Origin of the sequence: Candidatus Frankia alpina (assembly GCF_902806485.1) — a bacterium.
Classification (GTDB): domain Bacteria; phylum Actinomycetota; class Actinomycetes; order Frankiales; family Frankiaceae; genus Frankia; species Frankia alpina.
The window spans coordinates 1-22428 of the sequence record NZ_CADCWT010000059.1 but is presented as its reverse complement, the minus strand read 5'-3'; the positions used below and the strand labels follow the sequence as shown (position 1 = coordinate 22428).

The following is a 22428-nucleotide window of genomic DNA, read 5'->3' as shown; positions in this document are numbered from 1 at the left end:
GCGGCCCCGGAGAAGCATGGGGCAGACGGTGTCGTCCCCGCCGGGGGTGGCCCGTCCGGCCCGGTCGGCGGGGAGCCACCCCGGCCTGGGCCCGGCGGGTCCGCCGTGCGGCCCGAGCCCCGGTCTCAGGAGGCCGACGACGCGGCCTTCCTCGACCTCATCGCGCACTTCGACGACGAGCCGGAGACCCGCCGGTGGCCGGCGGTGGAGGACATCGGCGACACCCGTCGCCCGACCGTGATCATCCTGCGCCCGCCGTTCGAGCCCAGCGACCTCCCCACGCCGGACGACCACACCAATCCCGGCCTGAACGAGGCGCCGCCCCCAGGGCTGAATCCACCCGGCATCGGCGGCGGGGGCAGCGCCGACCCGGCCGACTTCGTCGTGATCGACCTCGGTGGATCGACGGACGCCCCGGCCGACCCGGCGTACGACCACTACGTGCCGCCGCCCGCACCGCCCCTGCCCCGGATCCGGCCGGTGACCCGATGGGCGCTGGGCTCGATCGCCCTCGGGGTGGTGTTTCTTGTCGTGCCAACCTTGATCGGCTTCAATCAGTCCCGCGCGCAGGACGTCAGCGGCGTGCTGCTGATCCTCGGTGGGGTCGGCACCCTCGTCGCCCGCATGAGTGACCGACCACCCAGCGATTTCGACGGTCCCGACGACGGCGCGGTGATCTGACCGCGACGGTCCGACAGGCGTTGGCCGCCGCGTGCCGAGGCGCACACCGCGCCGACGCCCCCGCGACCCGGCGCACACGAGGGGAACGGGTCACATCCGGGGCACCCCGGGGGAAGAGCAGGGCAGATGCGCGGCACCGGGCCTGCGGGCGACGTCGGCGTGGCAGCCGTCGTAGCGGCACCGACGTCGTAGCGGGATCAAGCCGTAGTGGGACCAAGTCGTAGTGGCACCGAAGGGAAAGGCGTTGGGCGTGCGTTATCACGAGAAGGTTGAGGTGCACGGGCACCTCATGGACACCGGTGTGCTGGCCCGGGTGCTCGACGACGTGCTGGACTACGGCGGCGACTACCGGGTGGATCACATCGACCTGGGACGCAGCCACGACGACGAGTCCCACGCGGTGATCACCGTCGGCGCTGAGACGCCACGCCGGCTCATGCGCATCCTCATGCGGATCCAGGTACACGGCGTCAACAAGGTCGAGTCGGGAGCGGCGCGCTGCGAGCCCGCGGACCGCGACGGCGCCTTCCCGCCGGACTTCTACTCGACCACCAACCTGGAGACCGTCGTCCATCTCGGCGGCCAGTGGGTCCCGGTGGAACACCCCGAGATGGACTGCGGCCTAGTCGTCTCGGGGGGGCGAGTGCGCACCATACCGGTGACGGACGTCCGGGCCGGCGATGTGATCGTCTGCGGGGTGGACGGCGTGAAGGTCGTCCTGCCCGTCACCGACCACTCCAGTCGGATCTACGCCGAGTACGAGGCACTGGGCGCACCGTTGCCGAGCTCCGCCCAGCCCCAGGCGGTCCTCGTGAAGGCGATCGCCCGCCAGGTCCGCGAGGTCAAGGCCGAGGGCGCCCAGGTCCTGTGGGTGGCCGGGCAGACGGTCGTCAGCACCGGCGCCGCGCCCGCGCTCGTCGCCCTGGTCGAGGCCGGCTACGTCGACGTGCTGTTCACCGGGAACGCGCTGGCGACGCTGGACGTGGAAGCCGCGCTTTACGGCTCCCCGCTCGGCCTCGGGCCGCTGCGCAGCGGCCGAGTGCAGCGCGGCAGCGAGCAACACATCCGCGCGATCAACGCGATCCGTCGCGAGGGCTCGATCCGGGGCGCGGTGGAGTCCGGCGTCCTCACCCAGGGGATCATGCACGCAATGGTGAAGGCGAACAAGTCCTTCGTGCTCGTCGGCTCGGTGCGCGACGACGGCCCGCTGCCTGACGTTTACACCGACGTGGTCGAGGGACAGCGGGCGATGCGCGCGGCGCTGCGCGGAGTCGGCTACGCGGTGATGATCGCCAGTGCGCAGCACTCCGTGGCCACCGGCAACATCCTCCCGGCATCGATCCCGGTCGCCTGCGTCGACGTGAATCCGACCACGGTGCACGCCCTCACGGAACGCACCAGCGCGCACGCCGTCGGGGTCGTCGCCGACACGGGCCTGTTCCTGGAGGAGCTCGCCGTCGAGCTGGTGCCGGACTTCCGCCCGCCCCGCCCGGGGACCGGCGGAGCGGGGTTCTGAGCCCGGCTAGATCCGGGCGAGGTCGGCGGCGCCGACCAGACCGGCCTGGGAGCCGAGCTCGGCGATGACCACCTCGGCCGGGGGCCGGTGCTCGCGACCCGGCACCGTCTCGGCGAACCGCTCGCGGGCGGGGCCGAGCAGCAGCTCCCCGGAGTCGGAGACCCCGCCGCCGATGACGAAGCGGTCCGGGTCGAGCACAGCGGTCAGGCTTGCCATGCCCTCCCCGAGCCAACGGCCGATTTCGGTCAGGCAGCGGATGGCCGCCGGGTCGCCCTTGCGGGCCGCCTCGGTGACCTCCGGGCCGGTCAACCGCTCGGCGTCGCCGCCGCAAGCGTCCAGCATCGCTGAGGCAGCGGCCGGGTCCGAGGCGGCGATCTGGCGGGCGACCCGGACCAGCGCCCGGCCGCTGGCGTACCGCTCCCAGCAGCCGCGATTGCCGCAGCCGCACAGGTGGCCGTCGGGCACCATCCGCAGGTGGCCGGTCTCGGCGCCGATACCGAACGCGCCACGGTAGAGCTCGCCGCCGAGGACGATGCCGCTGCCGATGCCCGTGCCCACGGTGAGGCAGACCAGGTCACGGTGGCCGCGGCCGGCACCGAACCGGTACTCGGCCCAGGCCATCGCATTGGCGTCGTTCTCGACGACGACGGGCAGCCCGATGCGGCCACTCACCTCGTCGCGCAGCGGCTCGTCCCGCCAGGCGAGGTTCGGGGCGAACAGGACCCTTGAGCGGTCCGCGTCGATCCAGCCGGCCGCGCCGATGCCGACTGCCTTCACCTCGTAGTCGGCGCGAAGCTCCGCGACCACGGCGGCGATGGTGTCCGCGACCTCGGACGCCGAATGGTCCGGGGTGGGCCGGCGGATCGACGCGAGGACGACGCCGGCGCCGTCGACGACGCCGGCGGCGACCTTCGTCCCACCGACGTCCACGCCGATCGTCAGGCCCGCGGTGCGCCGATCCTTGTCGGCCGGCGTCTCGGCCGTGGCGGGCGGCAGGGGGCTCTGTGGGGCGTCCGAGCCCGCGGAACGGGCTGAGGAGGAGTCCGGGTTACCGGGACGATCCGGGTTACCGGGACGATCCGAGCTGCCGGGACGATCCGAGCTGCCGGAAAAAATGGTGCTCACGTGACATCGATCCTCTGGACGCGGGGTCTGGGCGCTGTGGCGGAACGGGTGCCTGCGGCGGCCCCCGGCCGCGGGCCCTGATGGGTGGTATGCCCCGCGCCCGGGGACGCGGGGTCAGGAGGGGGGTCGGTCTCGTTGCGGGCGTGGGTCTCGTTGCGGTGCGCGTCGCCGGGATAGGCGTTACCGGAGTGGGCGGCGTTACCGGAGTAGGCGTCGAGAGCCAGGCGGAAGGCCGCCGTCAGCGACTCCGCCGCGGTCAGCAGATGGCGGACCACCTCAGGACGATCTCCGGCAAACATCGCCAGCAGCCGGCACAGTGGGCACGATGTGCACGGCCGTCCGTGGCCGACGCAGTCCGGCCCACCGTCCGTATCCGCCGCGCCCATATCCGCCGCGCCCGCGGGGGCGTCGGCATCGGCCGACGAGTACGCGCCAGCCTCCGCACCGCCGCCGGCGACACCGCTGGCGGAGTCGGCAACGGTTTCCCAGAGACGGCCACCCGATCCGGTGCCGGCCAGGCCGCGCAGGGCGTCGGCGAGCAGGGCCGCCTCGACCGCAAGCGGCCCGGGCGGGGGTGGGCGGTCCGTCGTTCGCCTGCCAGCACCGCCGTTCGGACCAGCACCGCCGCGGGGCGGGTCGGTCGGGGCGGAGGTCATGCCCGCACCCACTGGTCCGGATCGGGCACGAAGGAGACCACCAGCCGATCGCCGCGCAACCGGGCGGTCCTGACGTCGCAGCGGCGTAGCGCCGCGGGCAGCGGGACCGCGCGACGGAACGCCCCGACGGTGACGATCAGATCGTCACCCAGCCGGGCCAGGTCGATCTGGGAGCTGTCGACGAACGGAAGACCGAATGACAGCGCGTACCCGTCCTCGGTGCGTTCGACCCGCGGCGCCTCGCCGGCCCCGGTCGGCGCGGCGCCGAGGACGCCCGCCGGGTCGAGCTCGCCGTAGGTCGCCGCACCGAAGGCCGCGAGCTCCTCCAGGCCGACCGGCTCACCCGGACGGTAGCCCACCGGGAGGATCGGGGTCGGCGCGAACGCCCCGGTGATCTCGGCGAGCGCCTCGCGGTGAGCGGCGGCCCAGCCGGCTCGCCAGGCGTCCGCCCCCGCCGACGAGAAGATCCGGTTGACAACCACGCCGTCGAGGGTGAACCCGTGCAGCGACAGCGCGGTGAGGCTGCTGCGCGCTGCGGCCAGTGCCCCGCTCTCCGGGGTGAGCACGAGCCGGATGCTGGTGGCCGCGTGGTCGGTGAGGATCGCCCGCAGGTCCACGGCGGCGCGGTGCACCCGGGAGACGGTGTCGTAGGCGGGCGCGGCGAGGTTCCCCCAGCGGCCGCCGAACGCACCCGCCCACCCGAAGCCGGGCCGCAGCCAGCGGGCGAAGGCTCCGTCGGGCGGCAGCAGCCGCCGGCAGTACCACGACAGCGTCTCCGGGAAGGCGAGCAGCCGGAGCAGACCGGCGACCGGGCCCCCGTCGACGATGACGACGTCGTGGTCAGCGCTGGCCAGGCCGTCGCGCAGTTCGAGCAGGGTCAGCGTTTCGATGGCACCGGGCAGGAAGGCCAGCTCCTCGAGCTCGACCGGGTCGACGTCGAAGGACGGCCAGGTGCCGGCCAGCACCTCGCGCACGGCCGGCCAGCGCGTGCGGACGGCGCGGCGCAGGTCGACCTGCTGGCCGGTGAGCCCCGGCTCAAGCGGGGTCGGATCGGCGCCGATGGGATGGTCAAGCGCGCCGGCGAGCCCGGCCGCGGGGTCGACGGACAGGACCAGGGTGCGATGACCCCGTTGCGCGGCAAGGATCGCGGTCGCCGCCGCCACCGTCGTGGTGCCGGCGCCGCCCTTCCCGGTGAAGAGCACACACCGCACGTGCGCTCAGCTCTCGACGTGCTTCTTGAGGTCCTTGAGAGCGGCATCCACGATGCCGCTCTGTACCTTCCGCCGGAGCAGTCCCGGAATTTTGATCTTGGTCTCGGCGGTGAGGTCGTAGGTGACCTCGGTGGTGCCGTCGCCGCGGTCGCTCAGGGTGTAGCTGCCGTCCTGCGACGACATCGCCTGCCCCTCGACCATCGACCAGGTGACCTGGTCGTCGTCGGACCAGACGTACTCGTTGACGAACTCGTCCTTGACCACGACGGCGTTGATCCGGAAGCGGGCGCGCCGGGGCCGGCCGTCCGGGCCGACGTCGAGCACCTCGGCCTCCTCGATCTGACCGACCCAGGTCGGGTAGGCGGGGATGTCTGCGATCGCCCCCATCACCGCGGCGGGCCTGGCGTTGATGACGATGGTCGATCGGGCGTGGTCCGCCATGGGAGAGCAGCACCTCCACATTCGTCAAGCACGTCTGAAGGAGCACGGCGTCGCCGGCCCACCGGCAACCCGGATCTCTCCGGGATCCCGGATCATTCCCCGACCGATCGCCTGAGGCTACCGGACCCTGGGCCAAATCTCGCCCAGCGGCCAGCTACCACTCGAGGACGAACGGGGTGCCTCGGGCGTTGAAATGACCGACGTTCACGCAACGCGTTCCGTCGATCTCCAGACTGGCGGCGAGAGGTTGGTGAACATGCCCGAAGAGCACGTAGCGGGGCCGAGTGGCATGAATGGCCTCAAGGATCGCGACGCTGCCCCGCTCGAAGCGCCGGGCCTTGACGTCATAGACCAGCTCCGGCAGGTGCGGCGGAATGTGGCAGCACAGAACGTCGACCTCGCCGACGGCGGCCACCTTCGCGGCGAAGACGTCGTCGTCGATCTCGTACGGCGTGTGCATCGGGGTCCGTAACCCGCCGCCGACGAAGCCGAATCGCCAGCCGCCGATCATTGTGGTCTGCCCGTCCAGCAGGGTGATGCCGTCGCGCAGGTAGTCAGGGTAGAGGTGGGGCAGGTCGACGTTGCCGTACGTCAGATAGGTCGGGGTGGGGAAGGCCGCGAACAGCCGCTCGTACTGGCGACGGAGGCGGTCTCGACGATCTGGGCTCGGTCGCCGCCGAAGCGCGCCCACAGCGAGCGCGACCACTCCCGCGCCTCGTCGAAGCGCTGCGCCGTGCGCAGCTCCACCATCCGGCCGACGGCCTCGGCGCCGAACAGATCACCCATGATCCCCCGACTGTGATCATGATAGTCGATGAACAGGATGAGATCACCAAGGCAGATGAAGACGTCGGCGCCCTCGGCCGCGGCCGGCAGGGCGTCCGCGCGGCCGTGCACATCGCTCACCACGTGGACCCGCATACCAGGAAGCTTAGGCTGCGAAGAGGGACAACCGGTCCGGACGGGTCGGCCGGCCGGCCGGCACCGCAGTGCCATGCGACACCCACCCGCGCAGGGCGGGACCGGTCCCGTCGCGGGCAGCCACCATCCGTACGCGGACGGGCCGCGCCCCCACGTCGTTGCCGGCACGGTCGCCAGCATCTGGTCCGCCCGCTAACGTCTGGTGCCCTGGGCGGACATCCACCGTTCGGCGGCGGCGTCGTCCGACGGACGCCCGAGGGCATCCGTCGGACGCACGAGAGCACCTGGTAGGAGTATGTAGTGCGGGAGTACACCTCTGCGCCCTTGGTCACCATCGCCGACAATGCGACGCTGACGGACGCCCTGTTTCGACATGCCGCCGCCCGACCGGACAAAATACTGATTCGTCACAAGGTGGCCGAAGAGTTTGTCGGGATGACGATCGGCGAGTTCCGCGATCACGTGGTGGCCACCGCCCGGGGACTGGTCGCCCACGGGGTGGAAACCGGTGCCCGGGTGGGGATCCTCAGCCGCACGCGGTTCGAGTGGACCGTGGTCGACTACGCTGCCTGGGCCGCCGGCGCCGTCTCCGTGCCCATCTATGAGACCTCCAGCCCGAGCCAGATCGAATGGATCCTCCGGGATGCGGGGATCGAGCTGCTCGTCGTCGAGAACGCCGAGCTCGCCGAGCGGCTCGAGCAGGTCCGCGGCGAGGCACCCGCCCTGCGTGACGTGCTCATCCTCGACGACGGGGCGCTGGCCACCCTCGCCGCCGACGGCGCGGGCGTCGGCGAAGAGCGCCTCGCCGCGACGCGCGCGTCCCTCGATGCCGACAGCCTCGCGACGATCATCTACACTTCCGGCACCACCGCGCAGCCGAAGGGCTGCGAGATCACCCACCGGGCGTTGATGTTCACCGCGGAGGCGTCCATCGCCATGCTGCCGGAGGTATTCGAGCCGGACTCCGCCACCCTGCTGTTCCTGCCGCTGGCCCACGTGTTCGCCCGGATGCTGCAGGTGGGCGTGATTCAGGGGGCCTACGAGCTCGCCTACACACCGGACTCACGAACCTTGCTGCCGGACCTGGCCAAGGTGCGGCCCAGCTTTCTGCTCGCCGTTCCTCGGGTCTTCGAGAAAGTGCACGCCGGCGCGCGGCTCAAGGCGCACAGCGAGGGCAAGGGCCGCATCTTCGACGCCGCTGAGAACACCGCCGTGGCCTACAGCGAGGCCCTCGACCGCGGCGGCCCCGGGCCGCTGCTGCGGCTGCGGCACCGGCTGTTCGCCGTGCTGGTGTATAGCAAGCTGCATGCGGCGCTGGGCGGGCGGGCCCGGGTCGCGATCAGCGGCGGAGCACCGCTGGGCCCGCGGCTCGGCCACTTCTTCCGCGGCATCGGCTTCACCGTCGTGGAGGGCTACGGCTTGACGGAGACCTCGGCGCCGGCGGCGGCGAACCGCCCGCACTCGGTGCGGATGGGCACCGTTGGGCAACCCCTTCCGGGGGTGACGATCCGCATCGCCGACGACGGGGAGATCCTCATCCGGGGCGACCTGCTGTTCCGCGCCTACCGAAACAACGAGACCGCGACGAAGGAAGCGCTCGACGCCGAGGGCTTCCTGCACACCGGCGACCTCGGGTCACTCGACGACGACGGGTTCCTGCGGATCACCGGCCGGAAGAAGGAACTGCTGGTCACCGCCGGGGGTAAGAACGTGGCCCCGGCCCCGCTGGAGCACGTCGTCCAGTCGCACCCGCTGATCAGCCAGGCGATGCTCGTCGGCGACCGGCGCCCGTTCATCGCGGCGCTGGTCACCATCGACCAGGAGGCCTTCGAGCACTGGCGCGACGGCTCCGGCAAGCCCGCCGGGGCGAGCGTCGCGGACCTCGTCGACGATGCCGACCTGCGTGCCGCGGTGCAGCAGGCGATCAACTCGGCGAACGCGACGGTGTCGCACGCCGAGAGCATCAAGAAGTTCGTGATCCTGCCGCAGGACTTCACCGTCGAGACCGGGGAACTGACCCCGAGTCTGAAGGTCCGGCGCTTGCTCGTGATGGACCGCTTCGGCGGTGCCGTCGAGGGCCTCTACGCCGACGCCCGCCGCTCCTGAGGCACCACGCCGGCCAAGGTCGGGCCGCGGGTCAGCCGGGTTGGCCGGCGAGCAGCGAGCGCAGCTCGGCGGCGAGCACGTCCCAGCGCCAGCGCAGCTCGACCCAGGCTCGCCCGGCGGCGCCCATCGACGCGGCCCGGTCCGGATCGGCGAGCAGGTCCCCGACGGCCCGCTCCACCGCGCCGAGATCGGTGCCGTCGACGACGAGGCCGGTGCGCTGGTCGAGCACCGCGTCGGGGGCGCCGCCGCTGTTCCCGGCCACCACGGGCAGGCCCGCCGCCGACGCCTCCAGGTAGACGATCCCGAGCCCCTCCACCTCCAGCCCCCCGAGCCGTGACCGGCACGGCATGGCGAACACGTCGCCAGCCGCGTAGTGCGCGGGCAGCTCCTCCCACGGCACCGAACCGGCGAACGTGACGTGCTCGGCCACGCCGTTGTCCCGGGCGAGCCGTTCGAGGTCCGCGCGATGCGGTCCGCCGCCGACGACGAGCAGCGCCGTCTCCGGCACCCGGCGCCGCAGTGCCGGCAGGGCACGCACCAGCATGTCCTGCCCCTTGCGCGCGACGAGGCGGCTCACGCACACCACCACCCGCCGCCCGGTCAGGCCGTACCGGCGGCGGGTCTCCTCCCGCCCGGCGCCGGGGCGGAACAACGCCGCGTCGACGCCGCTGGGCAGGCGGGCAAGCATCGGATGGGCGCCGAGCGCGGGCCCGATCCTGGCCCGGGTGTAGTCGGTCAGATAGGTGACGACGTCCGCGGTCGCGCCGATGCGACGCAGTAGCTGGCGGGCGGCGGGCAATGCCGCCCAGCCGACCTCGTGCCCGTGGGTGCTCGCCACGACGCGGCCCACCGCCGTGTCCTGGCGCAGCTTCGAGCCCACTAGGGCGAGCGGGGCGGCGGCACCGAACCACACCGTGTCGCAACCCTCCGCGCGGGCGATCTGCCGGGCCCGGCGCAGGACCTCCGGAGTGGGCAGCATCAGCGAGGACCGGTGGCGCACGACCGGAAAGTTCTGCGCGGCGTCGAAGGCCGCGGCGCCCTTCCATGACGGGGCATACACGACGATCTCGCCGGCCGGCAGCCGGGCCGCGAAGTTATGCACGTAGGCCTGGATGCCTCCCGGGCGGGGCGGGAAGTCGTTGGTGACGGTCAGTACGCGCATCCGCCCATGTTCTCCCACACCGGTCGGTAGCCACCGCCCGGCTCCGGCCCCACGCCCGCCCCCTCCTCGACACGGCGGCCGCTCAGCCGGCGCGGCGGGGCGGCCGGGCCGCCCCGCGCTCAGCGGCACCGCGGGGCACACGCTGCAGCACCGAGCCGGCCAGCTCCGCCAGCGGCAGCAGCAGCCCGGCGGCGCTCAGCACGGCGAGCGCGCGGCGCTCCTGCGCGTCCCACTCCATGCCCCCGCCCTCCTCGGCGAACATGACGGTGACCACGCAATCGGCGCACCGGACGCCGCGGCCCACGCAGGAGTCGCAGTCGATCAGCATCGCACTCACCTTCCCAAGGTCCGGCCGGCGACGGCCCGCGGCGGCACAATCCGCGCACCGATATCCCGACGTGATCGACGGTAGGACCCGGGTCCGACAACTTTCGACGGTCGACCGGACAGCGCGCGGCGCATTGACTGGAACCACTCGACGACAGTTCGGCTCGAGGTGGGGCGACCCCGACACCCCAACCACCGGGGACCCGGGACCTGACCGCCGGGGACCCGACCACCGACCACCGACCACCGGGGACCGGGGACCTCAGATCCTGAAAATTGCAGGAGCCGTGACGGCCGACTGCGGTGCGCGGGAAGGATTGCGGTGCGATGCGCACGATCCCAGCGCTCAGACCGCACAAAACGCACCGCAAAACGGCGCCGCCCGGGTTCGGACCTACTCGGTTAGCGGCGGTTAGCGGTCGAGCCGCGCCAGCAGCGCCGCCGACGGAACCGCCCGGGCACCGGCCGCGGCGCTGTTCTCCGCCACCTCCCGGTCGGAGGTGACGACGAAGACCGGCCGGCCCTGCGGCTCTATCCGCACCAGCCGGACGATCTCCTCGTCGGCGAGCTGCCCGGGGCGGCTGAACAGCACCCGAACCCCTCGGGGCATCGCGACGCCGACCGGGCGGGCGACGACCGCGGTCGCATCGAAGACCACCGTGACCTCGCTGTCCGGGTTGCGCCCAGCGAGCACGCCGAGCCCCGACAACAACCGTTCCCGCTGCGCCTGCAGGGTGAGCCGGCCGTAGCCGCGCTTGGTCACGTTGTACCCGTCGATGATCAGATGCACGCCGGGCACGGCGAGCACCTCGTCGATGAGGGTGGGGTCGTCGTCGGGCCGACCGCGCGCCCCGACGAACGCCTGCGGCGCGCTGCTCGGCCCGTCGCCGCCGCGGGCGAGCAGGTCCGCCGGCCGGGCTACCATGGTCGGCAGGTCGAGCTCGCGGCGCACACCGTGGGCCGAGGCGATAAGCGTGTCGAGCAGGACGCGCATGCGGGCGTCGTCCACGCTGCGGGAGTCCCGGGAGTCCCGGCGGGCGGCGGCCAGGGCGCTCTCCAGCTCGGCGACCCGGCCGCGCAGCCGGCGCACCTCGGATTCGGCCTCACGGCCGGCGGCGAGCGCCGCGTCGCGGGCCGTGACGGCCGCGGCCACCGACTCCCGGGCGGCCTCCTCGGCACAGCGGATCCGATCCGACGACGCCCGCAGCCGCCGCCGGGCCTCCCCCGCCTCGACGCGGGCCGCGGCGAGGCCCTCGCGTAGCTGCCCGAGCTCGCCGGCGGCGCTGCGCTGGTTCGCCGCGAGCTGGTCGGTGAGCCGGCGGATCGTCCGTTCGGCCTCGTCGGCCCGGCCGCGGACCTCCGCCTCGGCGGCCGCAGCCGCGGCCAGCTCGACCAGTTCGGGCCAGTGCGGGACGCGTAGCAGGTAGGCCACCGCGGCGACCTTCTCCGGCGGGGCGGCCGGCGGCGGCCCACCGGCGGAATCGGCGGCCTCGGCCAGTTCCGGCTGGTGCCGGCGGATCCACTCGGCGACTCGGCCGCGAAACACCTCGCTGTCAACGGCGGCGGCCAGCGGGATCGCGCCCGCCTTCGCCCGCCGGGACGCCTTGAACCGGCGTACCGCGACGAGCGATGGCGGAACGTCGGACTCCGGCAGATCGGCGAGCGTCTGCGCGGCGAGCTCGATGACGTACTCCCGCACGGGCGCGGGCAGCGGCCCCGTCACAGCCCACTCCCGCATGGGGCGACCGCCACGGACACGGTCCGGACAGACCGCGCACAAAAATGTTCCTCAGCGTCCGGATGACACGGGGAATCGGACGAGCCGCGTCTCCGACGGCTCGTCCGACCGGCCAGACAGCTAGGCACGTGGGACTCCGGAGCCGACGGGAAGAACGATGAAGGTACAGCCTATCGAGAGAGCTCTGAGGGCTCACGCGGACCACCGGTGTGGGATCACCGACCGGCGAGCCCAGCCAAGGCGGGCATTGTCTCATGCGATAGCCGACTTATGTAGCCTCGCGTGGTGCGTTCCCCCACGCCCAATTTATTCCAAACGCGGCTCGAGTTGCGCCGGAGAGGACCATCGTGACCGACCAGAACCCCCCTCACCAGCTCCCCGGCGGTGACGGGAGCCAGGAGACGTGGAAGCAGCCAAGCAATCCCTGGCACCAGCCCACAGGGACACCGAGTGGCGGCGCCGAGTCCGGCCCGGCCGGCTCGACTCCCCCGCACGCCCCGGCCTGGGGCACCGGGGCGGACCAGTCCGACGAGCAGACCCGACTCGCCTGGTCCACCGGCACCACCCCAGCGCAGGGCGGAATTTCCGCGAGCGGACCGCAGGGCGTCGGACCCGCCGCCGCCGGCTCCGACGGCGGGCAGCAGTGGGGAACGGACCCGAGCCCCGGCGCGGAGCAGTCCTGGCCGCCTCCGCAGCAGTCCGGCGGCGGGTCCCGCCGGCTGGGGGCAGCCCGGGGCCGGCCAGCCGACCCTCGACCACCAGCAGGGCTGGGGACAGCCGGGCAGCAACCAGCAGGGCTGGGGGCAGCAGGGTGGCTGGCCCCAGGGCGGCTACCCTCCCACCGGTGCCGACGCGTACCAGGGTGGCGCGGCCTACCAGGGCTCGGGCGGCTACCCCGGCGGGCAGGGTCCCTACCAGCAAAACCCGCCCGGAGGCTGGCAGCAGGGCGGCGGCTGGCAGCAGAGCGCCCCACCCCCGCCACCGCAGCGGCGCCGCAACCCGCTGTTCGTGGTCGTGCCGCTGGCGGTCGTCGCCGCGATCGTCCTCAGGGTGGTGATCGCGCTTGCGGTCGGGGGTGACGACTCGGACGACATCACCGCGCCCGTACCGGCACCGTCGTTGAGCGCACCTGCACGTCCGGAACCGACGGCAGCCGCGCCGAGCGTCACCACGGCGGGGCCGATCGGCATCTCGGACTGCGTCGCGGTCACCCCGCAGGGTGCACCGGGGGCCGGCGCGGCGGACATCGGCGGCTCGGGGACCGTCAACGGCGAGGCGAACTCCTCCGTCAGCGACTTCGAGGCCCGAGTGACCCTGAACAGCGTCTGCTCGACCACCGGAAAGGTGACCGAATACGGCGACCCGCCGAACCAGGGTTCCTACTACGTGCTGAACGTGACGGTCGAGGTGACCCGCGGGGACACGTCCGCCTCCCCGTCGGACTTCTACGTCCAGACGCCGGACGGGACGCGGTACGACGGCAGCTACGTCGACGTGGAGCCGCGGCTGTCCGCGTCGACGGTGAAGGCCGGCCAGAAGGTCCGCGGCAACGTCGTGATCGACGCGCCGCCCGGGCACGGCCTGCTGAACTGGGAGCCGCTGTTCGCGGTCAGCCCGGCCAAGTTCCAGCTCTGAGCCCGCTGCGGGCGCGCCGGGTGGGGTGACCCCCGTTGGACCCGCCTGGCCTCGGTGTCAGCCGACGGGGGTGTCAGCCGACGGCGGCGCGGATCCGTTCCGCGATGGCGTCGAGTTCGACCGAGTCCGGGTTGTGGTCGACGAGCGCGAAGTCGATCTGCGACTCGTTCTCGATGGGCAGGAGGTGGACGTGCACGTGTGGCACCTCCAGCCCGGCGACGAGCGCCGCCACCCGCCGGGGCCGGAAGGCGGCGTCGATGGCCCGACCGACCGTCGCGGCGGCGGTCCACAGCGCCGTCTGGACATCGTCGGGCAGGTCGATCCAGTGGTCGATCTCGGCACGCGGGACCACCAGCGTGTGGCCCGGCCGGATCGGCGCGATCGTCAGGAACGCCACCGTGTACTCATCGGAGTACACGATGCGCCCGGGAAGCTCGCCGTTGATGATCCGGGTGAAAACGCTCGGCATGACTCACGACCCTACCGACCACGCTCCTGCACGGGCCGGCCGGCGGGCGCGGCCGCGGCGGACGCCCGATCCGCCGCCCGACGCCTGCGCGGTCATCAGACGTAGGGCCGGGCGAAGCCGGCCGGACCGGCCGTCATCACCCGGAACTCGTTGCCCTCCGGATCGGACAGGACGTACCCGCGCTCCCCGTCGTCGTCGTACCGGCTGACCCGGCGAGCGCCAAGGGTGGACAACCAGCCGATGACCCGCTCGGCGTCGACCGCGTAGAGGTCCAGGTGCAGCCGGCTGGGACCCCCGCCGCGGCGGGCCCCCGGCCGCAGCAACAGCTTCGGCCCCGCACCGGCGGGGTGGCGCAGCAATGCCGCGTCGTCGTCACGCCTATCCACCTCGTAACCCAGCGCGGCGGACCAGAAACGGACCATCACCTCCACGTTCGCGCAGTCCACTGCGACTCGCCCCACCCGAATACCGTTCGTTTCAAACCACGCCACCTGCGCATGATTTCGCATTCCAGGCGGGTTGGCCCGCCGAGTTGCCGCCGCGTGTCTCCGGCGTGGCGCCGCGTGTCTCCGGCGTGGCGCCGCGTGTCTCCGGCGTGGCGCCGCCCGAGGCACAAGACAGCCCCACGCCGGCCACAATGACGCCCGCATGCGGGCCCATCTCCATCCGCCGCGGGCGCCCCGCGGCCCCTGCCTCTGAGTCCGAGGGTCGACCCGCGGCGAAACTGTCGGCGGCGAGGCTTACCGTGACGCCGTGCGTCCAGACCCCGCAGACCGCCCCACCACCGCCGACGCCGGCCTCCTCCCCGAGGGCGTCTCCGGGCACCGCCAGGCCAGCCTGGACGAACTCGGCCGGCCGCTGTCCGACCTGACGTTCGTCGTGGTCGACCTCGAGACGACGGGGACCTCGGCGGCGACCGCCGAAATCACCGAGATCGGCGCGGTGCGGGTGCGCGGCGGCGAGGTGCTCGCGGAAATGTCCACCCTGGTCCGGCCGAGCGTGGGCATCCCGCCGATGGTGTCGGTGATCACCGGGATCACCGACGCGATGGTGGCCTCGGCCCCCGCGGAGGCCGAGGTGGTGCCGACGTTCCTGGAGTTCGCCCGCGGTGCCGTGCTGGTCGCCCACAACGCGCCGTTCGACCTCGGCTTCCTGCGTGCGGCGGTGCAGCGATGCGGCTACCCGCCGCCGGTCTGGGAGCACCTCGACACCCTGCGCATGGCGCGGCGGCTGGTCAGCCGCGACGAGCCGGCTCGCCTCGCTGGCCCGGCTGTTCCGCAGCTCGACCGAGCCCTGCCACCGCGCGCTGGCCGACGCCCGGGCCACGGTGGATGTGCTGCACGGGCTGTTCGAGCGGCTCGGCAACGCCGGCGTGCGCACGCTGGAGGAGCTGCACGAGTACAGCGCCCGGGTCTCGCTGGCCCAGCGCCGCAAGCGCCACCTCGCCGACGGGCTGCCGACCGGGCCGGGGGTCTACATCTTCCGCGACGCCGACGGGCGGGCCCTCTAGGTCGGCACCTCTCGCTCGGTCCGGTCCCGGGTGCGCGACTACTTCACGGCGAGCGAGCCCCGCACCCGGATGGCCGAGATGGTGGCCTTGGCCGAGCGGGTGGATGCCATCGGCTGCGCACACGCCCTGGAGGCCGAGGTCCGGGAACTGCGGCTGATCGCGGAGCACAAGCCGCCGTACAACCGCCGCTCCCGCTTCCCGGAGCGCACCGTCTACCTCAAGCTCACCGACGAGCCGTTCCCTCGGTTGTCCCAGGTCCGCGCCACCCGGGACGAGGCGACCTACCTCGGTCCGTTCGCCAGCGCCCGCGGCGCGGCCGACGCGGCCGACGCGGCCGACGCGGCCGACGCGCTGCTCGCCGCCGTGCCGCTGCGCCAGTGCACCGGTCGGCTCTCGCCGCGTGTCCACCGTCCCGCCTGCGCCCTGGCGGACCTCGGCAGGTGCGGTGCGCCCTGCGGACGGCCGGGAGGACGTCGCCGCCTACGCCCGCCACGTCGCCGCCGCCCGGGCTGCGATCACCGGCGATCCGGGGCCGGTCATCGCCGCGTCGACCCTGCGCATCGACCGCCTGGCCGGCGAGCAGCGCTACGAGGAGGCGGCCGTCCACCGCGATCGGATGGTGGCGTTCGTCCGCGCCGCCGCCCGCGGTCAGCGACTCGCCGCACTGACCCGCGTCCCGCAGCTCGTCGCGGCGGCGCCGACCGCGCAGGCCGGCTGGGACCTGGCCGTGGTTCGCCACGGCCGACTGGTTTCCGCGATCAGCGTGGCCCCGGGAGTCGACCCGCGTCCCTGGGTCGACGCCGCGGTCGCGAGCGCTGAGACGGTGCAACCCCAGCCGGGTCCCGCGCCGTGCGCCTCCGTCGAGGAGACCGAGCGGATCGCCCGCTGGCTGGCTGGGTCCGGGGTGCGGCTCGTGCGCCTCGACGGCGAGTGGAGCTGGCCGGCGGCGGGCGCCACCCGCGCCGCGCTGCGTTACGCCGACGTACATCGCTCCCCCGCCGGCGGCACCGGCCGCGGGGCCGGCCCGCCGGCAAGGCGGACCGGCCCCGCGGCCGGTGTCAGCTCAGCGCTGACGGATCAGTGGCGGTCGTTCAGTGCTTACCGCCGCCGACCGGGGTGCTCGGGCCGCCGGGGCCGGTCTCCTTCTCCTCGACGAAGAAGCCGCTCACCGCCTTACCGGCGCGGCGGGCGAGGCCCTTGCCCTCGCCGTCCCCGTGGCCGTTCGCCGACGGCAGCGCGAACCGGTCATTCGGAACCTGCGGGTGGTCGGGCACCGGGGTCGGCTTCGGCCGGTGGTCCTCCACGAACTCCCCGCTGGACAGCTGGCGGATGATGCCGGTCTCGATGCCGTGATGCTCGACCTCAGCATCCTTCGCCTGCAGGCTGAGGCAGATCTTCTTGGTGATCGCGTAGGCGATCGGCGGGACGATGATCAGACCGATGCGGCCGGCCCACGTCATCGCGTTCAGCGAGATGCTGAACGTCTTCGCGATGACGTCGTTACCACCCGAGATCCACAGGACCAGGTAGAAACTGATCGACATCGCACCGAGCGCGGTCCTGGTCGGCGCCTCCCGGGGCCGCTGGAGCAGGTTGTACGACTTGGTGTCGCCGGTGAACCTGGCCTCCAGGAACGGGTAGAGCGCCAGCAGCGTGAACAGGATGCCGGGCAGGACCGCCGTCGGCCAGAACACGGCCGGGACGGTATGGCCGAGGCCGCGGAACTCCCACGGCGGCATCAGTCGGGTCGAGCCGTCGAGGAAGCCGATGTACCAGTCGGGCTGGGACGCCGAGGAGACCTTCGACGGGTCGTACGGACCGAACATCCAGATCGGGTTGATCTGCGCGAGCCCGCCGAGCAGGGCGAGCATGGCGAAGACCATCATGAAGAACCCGCCGGACTTCACCGCGAACACCGGGAACACCCGGTGGCCGACGACGTTGTGCTCGGTCTTGCCCGGGCCGGGGAAGTCTGTGTGTTTCTGGTGCCACAGGATGCCCATGTGCGCGCCGATGAGGGCGAGCAGCACACCGGGTACCAGCAGAATGTGGATCACGTAGAGCCTGGGCAGAAAATTATCGCCCGGGAACTCGCCATTGAACACCAGGAACGACGCCCACGTCCCGATGATCGGGATGGACTGGGCGATCGAGGCTGCGATCCGCAGACCGGTACCGGAGAGCAGGTCGTCCGGCAGCGAGTAGCCGGCGAAACCCTCGAGGATGCCGAGGATCAGCAGGCCGACCCCGATCAGCCAGTTGACTTCGCGCGGTTTGCGGTAGGCGCCGGTGAAGAACACCCGGAACAGGTGGACGACGATCGACGCGACGAAGATCAGCGCGGCCCAGTGGTGGATCTGGCGGAACACCAGTCCGGCCCGGGTGTCGAAGCTGATGTCCAGCGTCGAGGCGTACGCCCGGCTCATCTCCACGCCCTTGAGCGGGACGTAGGAGCCGTTGTAGATGACCTCGGTGTTCGACGGGTCGAAGAACAGCGTGAGGTAGATGCCCGTGAGCAGCAGGACGATGAAGCTGTAGAGCGCGATCTCCCCGATCATGAACGACCAGTGGTCGGGGAAGACCTTGTTCAGGTTGCGCCGCAACCCGGGCTGGGTGCCGAAGCGTTCGTCGATGGCGCGGTTGGCCTTGCGGACCGGGGTCGGCCGCTTGACGAACTCCGGTGGGGATGCGGTTGTCATGAGCGCTCCCAGAAGGCGGCACCGACCGGCTCGTCGTAGTCACCGTTGCGGGCGTAGAGGAATCCGTCGGCGTCCGCGGCGATGGCCAGCTGCGGCAGCGACCGACTGGCCGGCCCGAAGATCGCCCGGCAGCCGTCCAGCACGTCGAAGACCGACTGGTGGCAGGGGCAGAGCAGGTGGTGGGTCTGCTGCTCGTACAGGCTCACCGGGCAACCGGCGTGCGAGCAGATCTTGGAGTAGGCGACGAGGCCCTCGACGGACCAGTTCTCCCGCCCCTTGCGCGGCCGGTCCAACCCCGGTGGCAGCCGAATGAGGATCGTGGTGCTGTCTGCCTTGGTGTGCACGTCGGTCTTCGGCTTGTAGGTGGTCGTGCCGTCCGACTCGGTCACCGGGATGGCCGGGAAGACGGTCTCGATGCCGCCGATGGAGATGTCGCCGAGCTTGACCAGGCGGCCGTCCTCGGTGACCAGGCGCGAGCCTTTCGCCCAGGAGGTGTGGTCGAGCTTCTTGCCCGGCTTGGAGTTGGTCAGGTTCAGCAGCGGCACCACGACCAGCCCGCCGAGCAGGGTGCCGGCGCCCAGCAGGGTGCGGCGCAGCAGCGGGAAGCGGGCGAGACCGGTGTCGGCGAAGCCGGCGGTGATCTCCGCCTCGGTGACCGCGATCTCCTCCTTGGGGGAGGTGAACTCGTGGCGCTCCTGGACGGCCTGCTCGTGCGGCATGAGCCGCTTGGCCCACAGGATCATGCCGATGCCGAGGCCGCCGACGGCCAGGCCGAGCGCCGAGCCGAGGCACGGCGTGTAGTACGCCTGGTGCTTGTCACCGACGAAGTTCGTGATGACGAAGCCCACCGTGCCGACCACCGAGATCAGGAACCAGCAGGCGATCAGCTGCTCCGCCCGCCGCTCGGCGCGGCGGTCGACGTCCTCGGCCCGCGGCGGGCGGAAGGTGAGCCCGCCACCGCCGCCGGCGTGCGTGCCGTAGGTCGGCTGGGCCACCCCGGCGTCACCGGTCCGCATCACCGTGGTCTCGGGATCGCGGGTGGAGTCCGTCTGGTTCGGCGGGGTGCCCAGGGCCTCCGGGCCGTCGGAGGTGCCGGCCGGGACGTCTGGGCCCCCGGCCGAGATCCCCGACCCCCCGACAGGGGCGCCCGAGGTGTCGACCGGGTGCTTGGCCCGCTTGAAGATGCTGCTCATCGAATCCTGGTCCGACTTGTCGGCCGGCTCACCCTGGTAGCCCGCGTAGTGCACGCGTTCCTGGACGGAGTCGCCCGGCTGGTCCCCTCCGCCCGAGCCCGCCGGTCCCGGCGTCCCCGGGCCCGTCTGGTCACTCATACCTTCTGCCTCGCTCCGATCCACAGGCACACGGCCAGCAGGCCACCGATGCCTACCAGCATGGCCAGCAGCCCCTCCGGCACCGGACCGTACTTACCGAGGCTGAAACCGCCAGGACTCGTGGTCTCGTTCATGTGCTTGATGAAGGCCGTCACGGCGACGGCGTCCTCGTCGCTGAGCTGACGGTCCCCGAAGACCGGCATGGACTCCGGCCCCGTGCGCATGGCCTCGATGACCTGCTTCGGCGTGGACTCGCTCAGCGAAGGCGCGAACTTGCCGTAGGTCAGCGGAGCACCCTGGCCACTGGCGTTGTGACACTGCGCGCAGTTGGCACGGTAGAGCTCGCCGCCGTGGGCCAGGTCGGCGTCGCTGAGCTCCTTGTCGGTGACCTTGGACGCCGCCGGTCCGCCACCGAGGCTGGCGACGTACGCGGCGAGCTGGTCGATCTGCGTCGCCGAGTAGACCGGCGGCTTGCGGTCGGCCTGCGCGGCCGGGGCGGCCAGCGGCATGCGCCCGGTCGAGACCTGGAAGTCCACCGCGGCGGCGCCGACGCCGACGAGGCTGGGGCCGGTGGTGGAGCCCCCGCCGCCCAAGCCATGGCAGGTGCCGCAGCCCTTCTGGTACAGGACGCGGCCCTGCCGGACGGCCTCGTTGGCGTCCGCCGTCTGCGCGGCGTTGCCGGTGGGAGCCAGCATCGTCCACAGCACCCCGGTGGCCAGCAGGCCGAACACGAGGACGAGGACGGAGGATCTCCGGCGCCGGCGCGCGGCGGGACCACGCTTACGCGCGGACCGCTTCGTGGTGGCGACCGGCGTCGCGACCTCGCGCGGCGCCGGGTCCGACGAGGTTTCCGACGGCGCGTCCGGCGGCGGGTCCGACGGTGTGCCCGAGGTTTCAGTCATGTCGCTCACTGGAGGAGGTAGATGGTCGCGAACAGGGCGATCCAGACGACGTCGACGAAGTGCCAGTAGTACGACACGACGATCGCCGATGTCGCCTTCTCCGGCGTGAAGCGCCCGAACGTCGATCGACCCAGCACCATGACGAAGGCGACGAGGCCACCGATGACATGCAACCCGTGGAACCCGGTGGTCAGGTAGTACACCGAGCCGTAGGCATGCGAGGCCATCGTGAACTTGTTTTCGCCGAAGTACTCGTTCGCCTGGCCGCCGACAAAGACGAGGCCCATGAGCAGCGAGATCAGGTACCAGCGCCGCAGTCCGAAGACGTCACCGCGCTCGGCGGCGAACACCCCGAGCTGGCAGGTGACGCTGGACAGCACCAGGATCACGGTGAAGAACAGTGCGTACCCGACGTGCAACTCCACGGGACCGTGTCCGGAACCGACGGGATCACCCGTCGTCGGCGGCCAGTTGCCGCTGTTCACCGAACGGATCGTGAAGTACATCGCGAACAGGGACGCAAAGAACATCAGCTCCGACGACAGCCACACGACCGTGCCGACCGAGACCATCGAGGGACGGTTGGCCGTCGGGTGTGGTGGAGGAGCCTTCTCGAGGACGGGGGCTGAGGCCACGACGGTCATTCTGGCACGCGATGCTCCAGGCGCCACCGTAGGTTCGACGTTCGGTAGGACTACGACTCGTCGATGACCGGTCCCAGCCGCTGTGTGGACCACCCCACCGACCGCACAAATCGCTGCGCCGCAGCCGAAACCGCAGGTCCTCGGGGCGCGGCGGCGGAGGCTGAAAAACTATGACGGCCGGCACCCTACCGGCGGATGTTGCGTGCCTCACCCATCGCACGTCCACCGCAGGAGCCGGGCCGCCCGGCCCGGCGAACCCGGGCCGGACGGCCCGGCCCACGTGGCCGCCCGCGTGTCTTGCGATCGCCTCCGCCGATCGAAACGGCAGTTCAAGGCGCCTTTCGGGTGCCGCGAGCACCCAGGCAGACGCCGACGGCGGGCGAGTCGGGGACGATCGACGGGCAAGTCGGGACGATCGAGCGGCGCGTCAGGACGATCGTGGGCGCCGCTGCGTTCGACCGGACGCTCGCCGCGCGGAAAGGGACGGCAGATGGAGAACGGACGGCGAGCCGATCGCGTGCCCGCCGACTCGGTGGTCGGAAGGAAGTCGAGGTTGCCGATGCGATGGCCCTGGCAGGCCGGGCGCACCGCGGCGCCGGTCCTGGTCGACGACGGCTCACTCGCCGTCCTCGCCTCGTCGTTCGATCCGGCCGCCGGTGAGGGTCCGGCACTCGCCGCCCTGGCCGCCACCGGCCATCCACCCAGCACTCCCGTGCTACTCCGCCACCTGTTCGTCCTACGCCGAGCCCCCCGACGCACACGAGCTCCCCGACGCGCCCGACGCCGCCGAAGCGTCGGCCTCCGATGGCGCTGCGGGCACTTCCTTGCCTTTCTGGGGGCCTCGGCGTCCGATTCGTCCCCCCGAAACGGCAAGGGAAGCGGCGCTACGGGCCGTGGTCGAACGAGACGGCTACGAGGTCCGACGGCTTGGCCAGCGGCTCGCAGTGACTCGCCAGACGGTCCCGACGATCCTGGCCGTGGCCCAGGAGCGGGCCCGGATGACGGGCCTGGAGATGCGGCTGCCCGTCACCTACCTCGGATGGCAGGCGCTGGCCTCGCCGCCCGCCGGCCAAGAAGTCACCGAGAGTTGACGGCACCAGGTCGAACCGTCAGCCCACATCGGCGATCGCGCCCGGCGACGACGACCGCCGCCGTGGGTCTCGCCGGGCTGGCGCAGTCCGTTTTCCAGACGACCGAGGCCGGCCTCACACCCAGGCGGAAGGCGTGTGGCCGGCCAAAGCAGCCGCGCAAGCGAGCCCGCGGACCTCAATCCCCGACCAGGTCAATCCCCGACCGGGCGGATCGGCCCGGTCGGGGACGTCGGTCGGATGATCGAACGGGCCACCCGGCCAGG

18 protein-coding genes and 2 pseudogenes are annotated in these 22428 nt (G+C 72.3%); 6 read left to right on the top strand and 14 right to left on the bottom strand.

Annotated features, from left to right (window positions below):
- On the top strand, positions 1–681 hold a 681-nt coding region (locus G6R25_RS09260; RefSeq protein WP_205446997.1), incomplete at its 5' end, for a hypothetical protein.
- 250 nt (positions 682–931) lie between these two features.
- The gene (locus G6R25_RS09255) at positions 932–2197 is read left to right on the top strand and encodes an ornithine cyclodeaminase family domain (RefSeq protein WP_163552639.1); all 1266 of its coding nucleotides are present in this window, start codon (positions 932–934) and stop codon (positions 2195–2197) included.
- 6 nt (positions 2198–2203) lie between these two features.
- On the opposite strand, the gene G6R25_RS09250 is transcribed toward G6R25_RS09255, so the two are convergent.
- The 5 genes and pseudogenes from G6R25_RS09250 to G6R25_RS09230 form a co-directional block, all read right to left on the bottom strand.
- A complete protein-coding gene (locus G6R25_RS09250) occupies positions 2204–3127 on the bottom strand; it encodes an ROK family glucokinase (RefSeq protein ID WP_163552640.1) in 924 nt (307 codons plus the stop codon).
- 191 nt (positions 3128–3318) lie between these two features.
- Entirely contained in the window at positions 3319–3978 is a 660-nt protein-coding gene (locus tag G6R25_RS09245) for a hypothetical protein (RefSeq protein ID WP_163552638.1), read from the bottom strand.
- Complete coding sequence (locus tag G6R25_RS09240; RefSeq protein ID WP_163552637.1) at positions 3975–5189, bottom strand: ArsA family ATPase; 1215 nt, start codon at positions 5187–5189, stop codon at positions 3975–3977. The genes G6R25_RS09245 and G6R25_RS09240 overlap by 4 nt, the downstream gene beginning before the upstream one ends.
- A 6-nt stretch (positions 5190–5195) precedes the next feature.
- Positions 5196–5630 carry an SRPBCC family protein gene (locus G6R25_RS09235; RefSeq protein WP_163552636.1) on the bottom strand — a complete coding sequence of 145 codons (435 nt, stop codon included), beginning with the start codon at positions 5628–5630 and terminating at the stop codon, positions 5196–5198.
- 154 nt (positions 5631–5784) lie between these two features.
- Positions 5785–6551 (bottom strand): annotated as a pseudogene (locus tag G6R25_RS09230) (metallophosphoesterase family protein).
- Between the two features lie 300 nt (positions 6552–6851).
- Between G6R25_RS09230 and G6R25_RS09225 the strand changes: the two are divergent.
- Entirely contained in the window at positions 6852–8657 is a 1806-nt protein-coding gene (locus G6R25_RS09225) for an AMP-dependent synthetase/ligase (protein WP_163552635.1), read from the top strand.
- 31 nt (positions 8658–8688) lie between these two features.
- Here G6R25_RS09225 and G6R25_RS09220 read toward each other — a convergent pair whose 3' ends face one another.
- The 3 genes from G6R25_RS09220 to G6R25_RS09210 form a co-directional block, all read right to left on the bottom strand.
- Positions 8689–9819, bottom strand: a complete 1131-nt coding sequence (locus G6R25_RS09220) for a glycosyltransferase family 4 protein (RefSeq protein WP_163552634.1) — start codon at positions 9817–9819, stop codon at positions 8689–8691.
- An 82-nt stretch (positions 9820–9901) separates the two neighbouring features.
- Positions 9902–10147: a hypothetical protein gene (locus G6R25_RS09215; protein ID WP_163552633.1), complete on the bottom strand. Its 246-nt coding sequence runs from the start codon at positions 10145–10147 to the stop codon at positions 9902–9904.
- A 411-nt stretch (positions 10148–10558) separates the two neighbouring features.
- On the bottom strand, positions 10559–11869 hold the full coding sequence (locus G6R25_RS09210; protein ID WP_163552632.1) for an NYN domain-containing protein: 1311 nt from the start codon (positions 11867–11869) through the stop codon (positions 10559–10561).
- Between the two features lie 465 nt (positions 11870–12334).
- On the opposite strand from G6R25_RS09210, the gene G6R25_RS09205 reads away from it, so the two are divergent.
- Positions 12335–13519 carry a DUF4352 domain-containing protein gene (locus G6R25_RS09205; protein WP_235947900.1) on the top strand — a complete coding sequence of 395 codons (1185 nt, stop codon included), beginning with the start codon at positions 12335–12337 and terminating at the stop codon, positions 13517–13519.
- 73 nt (positions 13520–13592) lie between these two features.
- Here the strand turns inward: G6R25_RS09205 and G6R25_RS09200 are convergent, their stop codons facing one another.
- The gene (locus tag G6R25_RS09200) at positions 13593–13988 is read right to left on the bottom strand and encodes an HIT family protein (protein WP_136447359.1); all 396 of its coding nucleotides are present in this window, start codon (positions 13986–13988) and stop codon (positions 13593–13595) included.
- Positions 13989–14083: 95 nt separating this feature from the next.
- Positions 14084–14497 carry a VOC family protein gene (locus G6R25_RS09195; RefSeq protein WP_136447358.1) on the bottom strand — a complete coding sequence of 138 codons (414 nt, stop codon included), beginning with the start codon at positions 14495–14497 and terminating at the stop codon, positions 14084–14086.
- A gap of 244 nt (positions 14498–14741) precedes the next feature.
- Here G6R25_RS09195 and G6R25_RS09190 point away from each other — a divergent pair.
- A pseudogene (locus tag G6R25_RS09190) lies at positions 14742–16495 on the top strand (DEDD exonuclease domain-containing protein); the annotation flags it as partial.
- Positions 16496–16589: 94 nt separating this feature from the next.
- On the opposite strand, the gene qcrB reads toward G6R25_RS09190, so the two are convergent.
- Genes qcrB through ctaE form a run of 4 tightly spaced genes read right to left on the bottom strand, consistent with a single transcriptional unit; the run spans position 16590 to position 21074 of the window.
- Entirely contained in the window at positions 16590–18197 is a 1608-nt protein-coding gene (gene qcrB, locus G6R25_RS09185; RefSeq protein ID WP_136447357.1) for a cytochrome bc1 complex cytochrome b subunit, read from the bottom strand.
- Positions 18194–19528 (bottom strand): cytochrome bc1 complex Rieske iron-sulfur subunit, encoded by a 1335-nt coding sequence (gene qcrA, locus G6R25_RS09180; RefSeq protein ID WP_163552631.1) that lies wholly within the window; start codon positions 19526–19528, stop codon positions 18194–18196. The genes qcrB and qcrA overlap by 4 nt, the downstream gene beginning before the upstream one ends.
- Positions 19525–20430 carry a cytochrome bc1 complex diheme cytochrome c subunit gene (qcrC, locus tag G6R25_RS09175; protein ID WP_163552630.1) on the bottom strand — a complete coding sequence of 302 codons (906 nt, stop codon included), beginning with the start codon at positions 20428–20430 and terminating at the stop codon, positions 19525–19527. Before qcrC ends, qcrA begins: the two co-directional genes overlap by 4 nt.
- A gap of 5 nt (positions 20431–20435) precedes the next feature.
- The gene (gene ctaE / locus G6R25_RS09170) at positions 20436–21074 is read right to left on the bottom strand and encodes an aa3-type cytochrome oxidase subunit III (RefSeq protein WP_136447354.1); all 639 of its coding nucleotides are present in this window, start codon (positions 21072–21074) and stop codon (positions 20436–20438) included.
- Positions 21075–21967: 893 nt separating this feature from the next.
- Here ctaE and G6R25_RS26605 point away from each other — a divergent pair.
- Positions 21968–22165 carry a hypothetical protein gene (locus G6R25_RS26605; RefSeq protein WP_235947898.1) on the top strand — a complete coding sequence of 66 codons (198 nt, stop codon included), beginning with the start codon at positions 21968–21970 and terminating at the stop codon, positions 22163–22165.
- Positions 22166–22428 lie beyond the last annotated feature (263 nt).